Source organism: Pseudomonas sp. MF6751 (genome assembly GCF_016613265.1).
GTDB classification, from domain to species: Bacteria; Pseudomonadota; Gammaproteobacteria; order Pseudomonadales; family Pseudomonadaceae; genus Aquipseudomonas; species Aquipseudomonas fluorescens_BV.
Genome location: NZ_JAENSV010000014.1, coordinates 81,444 through 87,708, shown reverse-complemented (window position 1 = coordinate 87,708; position 6,265 = coordinate 81,444). Strand labels below are relative to the sequence as shown.

Below are 6,265 nucleotides of genomic sequence, written 5' to 3'. Positions count from 1 at the left end.
GCTTCCGGCAGGCTTGGAAAATTAAGGTATCTGTGGGCTGGGGGGTGACATGGGAAGCGGGGACAAGTGCCCGGCTGAAGGGTTCCGCCGGACTCTGGCGGTTACCCCTCTCTGTGGATGCCAGGGCGGCCCGGACCTGACAGCCTCAGGGTAAACAAGGTGCGCGGGACATGGTAAAACAGCGCCGTGCCCTTTTCCGGAGAACGCGGCGATGACGTCCAAACTTGAACAACTCAAGCCATTCACCACTGTGGTCTGCGACACCGGCAATCTGGAAGCCATCAGCCGCCTGCGGCCCGTGGGCGCCACCACCAACCCGTCGCTGCTGCTCAAGGCCTGCGCCATCCCGGAATACGCCGAGCGATTGCGTGCCGAAGGGATCCGACAGTTTGCGCGGGATCAGGAAAAACTGGAAAAGCTGCTGGCCTGCGCATGACTGCACTCTCTGCTTTGGCCCAACCACGCACGTTGGTGTTCCTGACCTACCCGCACATGGGCTTGCTCGACCTGACTGGCGCCCAGACGGTGTTCTGGGCCGCGACCAAGGCCATGGCCGAGCGCGGTTTGCAAGGTTATGTGTTGCACAACGCCAGCCTGGCGGGCGGGCTGATGCCGACCGCCGAGGGCTTGAGCGTCGACACCGTCGCCTTGGCACAGTTTGACCCCGCTGCCATCGACACCCTGGTGGTACCCGGCGCGCCGGCCATTGAGCAAGCCATGCTGGAAAATACCGCGCTGGTGGACTGGTTGCGCAACGCCTCCGGCCAGGCGCGACGGACCGCCTCGGTGTGCAGCGGCACGTTTTTGCTGGCGCTGGCGGGCTTGCTGGAGGGGCGCCGCGCGGCAACGCATTGGGCCATGTGCGAGCTGCTCAAGCAACGTTTCCCGAGCATCGAGGTGGACGTGGACGCGATCTTCGTGCAGCAAGGCCAGGTGTGGACCTCGGCGGGCGTCAGCGCCGGGATCGACCTGGCGCTCGCGCTGGTGGAGGCTGACTGCGGGCGCGAAGTGGCGCTGCAAGTGGCACGCGAATTGGTGGTGTTCCTCAAGCGCCCCGGTGGCCAGGCGCAGTTCAGCCAGGTGCTGCAAGCGCAAACCGCCGACAGCGCCAGCTTTGATGCGCTGCATGCCTGGATCAGCGACAACCTGCGCGACAGCGACCTCAGTGTCGAGCGCCTGGCCGCGCAGAGCCATATGAGCCCACGCAACTTTGCCCGGGTCTATAAGCAAAAAACCGGTCGCACCCCGGCCAAGGCCATCGAACTGTTTCGCATGGAAGCGGCGCGCCGCATGCTCGAAGACTCCCAGCGCAGCATCGACCAGATCGCCGGGCTTTGCGGGTTTGGCGATGAGGAACGCATGCGCTGCACCTTCCACCGCCACCTGGCCATCTCACCCCGGGACTACCGCGAGCGCTTTTCCCGCTAGGCCGGCAGAGGTGGCAGTCATCCAGGGTTATATGTCCTTTCGGACAGGCCCTGCTGCTTTTACAGTGATCCGGCAATGCCTTGCGGCTTATCTGGTCTCTGGAGCAACCCCATGAAACAACACATTCTGATCATTGGCGCCGGGTTCGGTGGCGTGTGGAGCGCCTTGAGCGCGGCTCGGCTACTGGATAAACACGACCGCAACGATGTGCGCATCAGCCTGCTCGCCCCCCAAGCGGAGCTGCGTATCCGCCCGCGGTTCTACGAGCCCGATGTGCATACCATGCTGGCCCCGCTTGATGCGCTGTTCGACGCTGTGGGCGTGACCTTTGTGCAAGGCGCCGCCGACAGCATCGACGCCACTAATAAGCAAGTGACCTACCGCAACGCGGCCGGCATCCCGGCCACCCTCGCCTACGATCGCCTGGTAGTGGCCGCCGGTAGCCGCCTGAACCGCCCCGGCATGGACGGCATCGAGCATGTGTTCGATGTGGATCAGATCGAAGACGCGGCGCGCCTTGAGGCCCATATCAACGCCCTCAAAAATCTGCCAGACACCCCGGCCCGCAATACCGTGGTGGTGGCCGGCGGCGGCTTCACCGGTATCGAGACCGCCACCGAAATGCCGGCGCGCCTGCGTGCGGCACTGGGTGAAACGGCCAACATCCGTGTGATCGTGGTCGACCGCGGGCCGCAGATTGCCGCGTCCATGGGCGATGGCATACGCCCATCGATCATCGAAGCCAGCCAGGCACTGGGGCTTGAATGGGTACTGAACACCTCGGTCGCCTCGGTGGATGCCGCTGGCGTGACCCTGGCGGATGGACAGCGGATTGAATCGAGCACCGTGATCTGGACCATCGGCTTTCGCGCCAACCCGCTGACCGAACAGATTGAGGGCACCCGCGATCCCCAGGGCCGCCTGCACGTGGACGCCCACCTCAAGGTCAAGGGCCAGGCTGCCATCTTCGCCGCTGGCGACGTGGCCTACGCCGCCACAGACGCGCTGGGCAACTTCGCTGCCATGTCCTGCCAGCACGCCATCGCCCTGGGCCGCTACGCCGGCAACAACGTTGCCGCCGATCTGATCGGCGTGGCCCCCATGGCCTACAGCCAACCCAAATACGTGACCTGCCTCGACCTCGGCGCCTGGGGCGCGGTGTACACCGAAGGCTGGGACCGTCAGCTCAAGCTGGTGGGCCAGGAAGCCAAGGAACTCAAAGAGCAGATCAATAGCGTGTGGATCTACCCACCGATGGCGGATAGAGCAGTGGCACTGGCAGCGGCCGATCCGTTGATTCCGGTGGCGTAGGACAGTCAGTCAAGCGAACGCATTGCTCAAGGCAGTGAAGATCAAATGTGGGAGCTGGCTTGCCTGCAAAAGCGGTCGTGCAGCAACAGATGCAGTGGCTGACACACCGCCATCGCAGGCAAGCCAGCTCCCACACTTAGTCTGCAGTTATCCGGTGGATACGCGGCGATCAGCTTGGCATCGGGGCACCACCCTGCCCAAACCGCCGAATCGCCAGGCAATACCCCACCAACGCCAGCCCAGCCAGCAAACCGCCCGCCGCGCCGATCCAGGCGAAGCCGAAGTGGCTGCCCACCCAACTGCCCATCAACGCGCCGCCGCCGATGCCAATGTTGTAGATCCCGGAAAACATCGCCATGGCCACATCCGTGGCATCCGGTGCCAGCACCAGCACCTTGGACTGCATGGCCAGGCCAAACCCCATGATCGCCATGCCCCAGAAAATACTCAGCCCCACCAGATAAGACTCGGCACCGCTCAACGGCAGCATCAGCGCCAGGCACGCGGCGAGGATAGACACTGCGCCGATCACGAACAGGTGGGGGTTGAAGCGATGCACCAGGCTGAACAACAACGAGCCGATGATGCCAGCACCACCGAACACCAGCAGGATCAAGGTCACGGCACTGCCGCCCAGGCCGGCGACGCCTTCGACGAAGGGTTCGATGTAGCTGTAGGCGGTGAATTGCGCGGTGACGGTCATTGCGGTCAGCACGTAGAGCGCCACCAGCGCCGGGCGCTTGAACAGCAACGGCAGGCTGCGCAGGGAGCCGGAGTTCTGGCTGGGCAGCAGCGGCAAGGTGCGCCCCAGCCAGAACACCAGGGCGGCGGCGAAGGCGGCGATCACCAGAAAGGTGGTACGCCAGCCCATGGCCTCGCCCAACAGACGGCCCAACGGAATGCCCAACACCATCGCCAGGGACGTGCCGGTGGCCAGCAAACCAAGGGCCTGCACCTGCTTGCCCTCTGGCGCCAGGCGCACAGCCAGTGAAGCCGTGATCGACCAGAACAACGCATGGGCCAGGGCGATGCCGACCCGACTGACCATCAGCAAGCCGAAGCTGGTGGCCACGCTGGAGAGGATATGGCTGGCGATAAACAGACCGAACAGCACGATCAGCAGCTTGCGCCGTTCGACGTTGCGGGTCAGCAGCATCACCGGCAGCGAGGTCAGCGACACGATCCACGCGTAAATGGTGAGCATCAGGCCGACGCTGGCTACGGGCATGTCAAAGCTGGCACCAATGGCGCTGAGCAGCCCGACGGGGACGAATTCGGTGGTATTGAACACAAACGCGGCCAGCGCGAGGGCGATGACCGGTTGCCAATTGGCTTGGGGGGTTGCGGCTGAAAGGCTCATTGACGGGCGCGGTACTCTGACGATGATCAAACGGCCCGCGGAACACGCGAAGCCGTTGAGCATTCTATAGGTTTCTCGCTGCGCTGTTTGCGTCGATCAGGCCCAGTTATCGCCCGACGGTTCAGGGCGAGGTCAGGGTAATCACATAGGCCCCCGATTGGATCGGTTTGCCCAGGTTATCGATGAGCACATACTGCTGGTCGTAATAGCGCCCGTTGCGGACCTGCGACACCAGACGTGCGCTGGCTGCATCGACACCCGCCGCCGTGGCGACGTTGCGCACGTGGATGGATGTGTCGCGTGCGGCGGTCGTACATCCGGTCAAGGCCATCGCCGAACTACTGCGCGCATTTGTCGCACAGGGTGCCTCAACAATGCTGCCGGTGAACTGGATCACACCCTGGGATGCCGCCATGCACGCCCCCGTCCAAAGCGCAACGAATCCTGTAACCAGTGATAAACGTTTTACGTTCATGTCGACGCTCCTTCTGGGTTAGTTAGAAGGAAATCGTCATCTGCACTGGGAACTTGAGATATTTCTGCGCTCTTTTAAGAAACTTCTGATAGGCGCGACTGATTAAACATGCTAAGCAATGCTCTGGCCGGCCCGCCTTCAGGCCACTGCAATGGGCTGCAAACGATGCGCCCCCAAGTCTCGGCACGCCACATCGCCAGGCGACACGCAGGCACGTCATAGATCAATACGTGCACACTTGAGGGAAGGTGCTGCAAAAAGTTGCGCGCATCGAAAGACGCCTCAATCAACAACCGAGCGTTGATCAACAGCAGATCGAAGCCACGCTCGCCATACCTGATCAGGTCCAGCGTCTGTTCCAGGCTCGGTACTGGCGCAATGGCGTAATAACCTTGATGATTGAAATCCCGCTCCAGACGCAGCCGGCGAATATGCTGGGCGTCGGCGATCATGATGCGCAGCGCTTTATTGATCACAGGTGGTCACCATTGGACTGCCCCCAAGGTGCGCCGCGCTGCAGCCAGTGCAGTAAATCAGCCCCTTTCATCGGTCGCGCATACCAATAACCCTGGCCTTGGCTGCATCCCAAGTCCAGCAGCGCCCGGTATTGCTCATGCGTTTCGATACCTTCAACCACCACGGACATGCCCAACGTCTTTCCCAGGGCCAGGGTGCTGCCGATGACCGCGCGGCAGCGCGGCTCGTGCAGCAAGCCACGGACAAATTCGCCGTCAAGCTTGATCTCGTTGAAAGGCAGTTGGCACAGGCGCTGCAACGATGAGAATCCAGCACCGAAGTCATCAATGGACAGACGACATCCCATCATGCGCAGACGCACCAGGTTTTCCAGAGACACGGCAGGCACCTCCAGCAAGCCGCTTTCAGTGAGTTCGAAAGTAATGCCAAAACCCAAAGCCTGATAAGCCGACAAGATATCTTTGATCAGAACGGTTAAACCCGCATCGGCTAATTGGCCCGCTTGCAGGTTGAACGCCAGGTCCAGACTCACCCCCATCCCTTTGACCTGCCGCTGCAGTGTCAACGCCTGCTGCATCAGGGCCAGCAGTAACGCGTCCATCAGGCCGGCACGCTCGATCGCCGGCAGAAATAACCCAGGCGATAGAACCCCTTTGAAGGGATGGTTCCACCGCGCAAGCACTTCCACGCCTTGAAGAGCGCCGGTTTGCAAGTCGAATTTGGGCTGGTAATACGCCTCCATTTGCTGGTCAGTGATGGCGCTGCGCATCTGTCGTTCGGTGGCGATATCCTGGCCCGTCGCGGGTTCGCCTGGCACTGGGCCCTCTCTCAAGGCGAGCTCAAGCAACGGTTGCAGCGTTTGCTTGAGCAGCGGTTTACCGACGTCTCCCAGCATGTTTACGCCCAGCAACTCCCCCATCTGTCGTACCGCGAGGCGCACATCGCCAGGCAAGCCACTGCTGATGATGATCGCACCCACCTGCCCGGCGGCACTGATGCGCTGGATGAACGCCAACCCGTCCATGCCCTCCATCTGCAGATCGCATACCACGACGTCCATGTAACCCACACGCTGAAGGACGGCCAGGGCCTCGCTTCCATTGGAAGCTTCCAGCACCTCCCGACACCCCAACTGCTTGAGCAGGCTGACGGCCATGGAGCGTTGAAAAAGGTGATCTTCAAGCACCAGTACCCGAAGCGGCAAAACGGTCATG

At 62.1% G+C, this 6,265-nt stretch carries 6 protein-coding genes and 1 pseudogene; 3 read left to right on the top strand and 4 right to left on the bottom strand.

Annotated features, from left to right (window positions below; translation table 11 throughout):
- Window positions 1-211: 211 nt before the first annotated feature.
- The 3 genes and pseudogenes from JJD66_RS14130 to JJD66_RS14120 all read left to right on the top strand — a co-directional run.
- Window positions 212-370 (top strand): annotated as a pseudogene (locus tag JJD66_RS14130) (transaldolase family protein); the annotation flags it as partial.
- Between the two features lie 62 nt (window positions 371-432).
- The gene (locus JJD66_RS14125) at window positions 433-1,428 is read left to right on the top strand and encodes a GlxA family transcriptional regulator (RefSeq protein WP_034127747.1); all 996 of its coding nucleotides are present in this window, start codon (window positions 433-435) and stop codon (window positions 1,426-1,428) included.
- Between the two features lie 111 nt (window positions 1,429-1,539).
- On the top strand, window positions 1,540-2,739 hold the full coding sequence (locus JJD66_RS14120; protein WP_200648414.1) for an NAD(P)/FAD-dependent oxidoreductase: 1,200 nt from the start codon (window positions 1,540-1,542) through the stop codon (window positions 2,737-2,739).
- 169 nt (window positions 2,740-2,908) lie between these two features.
- On the opposite strand, the gene JJD66_RS14115 is transcribed toward JJD66_RS14120, so the two are convergent.
- The 4 genes from JJD66_RS14115 to JJD66_RS14100 form a co-directional block, all read right to left on the bottom strand.
- The gene (locus tag JJD66_RS14115; RefSeq protein WP_020303072.1) at window positions 2,909-4,099 is read right to left on the bottom strand and encodes a sugar transporter; all 1,191 of its coding nucleotides are present in this window, start codon (window positions 4,097-4,099) and stop codon (window positions 2,909-2,911) included.
- A gap of 121 nt (window positions 4,100-4,220) precedes the next feature.
- A complete protein-coding gene (locus JJD66_RS14110; RefSeq protein WP_200648413.1) occupies window positions 4,221-4,574 on the bottom strand; it encodes a type 1 fimbrial protein in 354 nt (117 codons plus the stop codon).
- 74 nt (window positions 4,575-4,648) lie between these two features.
- Window positions 4,649-5,026 carry a hypothetical protein gene (locus JJD66_RS14105; RefSeq protein WP_200648412.1) on the bottom strand — a complete coding sequence of 126 codons (378 nt, stop codon included), beginning with the start codon at window positions 5,024-5,026 and terminating at the stop codon, window positions 4,649-4,651.
- Window positions 5,027-5,046: 20 nt separating this feature from the next.
- Window positions 5,047-6,264, bottom strand: a complete 1,218-nt coding sequence (locus JJD66_RS14100; RefSeq protein WP_200648411.1) for an EAL domain-containing response regulator — start codon at window positions 6,262-6,264, stop codon at window positions 5,047-5,049.
- Between the last annotated feature and the right edge of the window lies 1 nt (window position 6,265).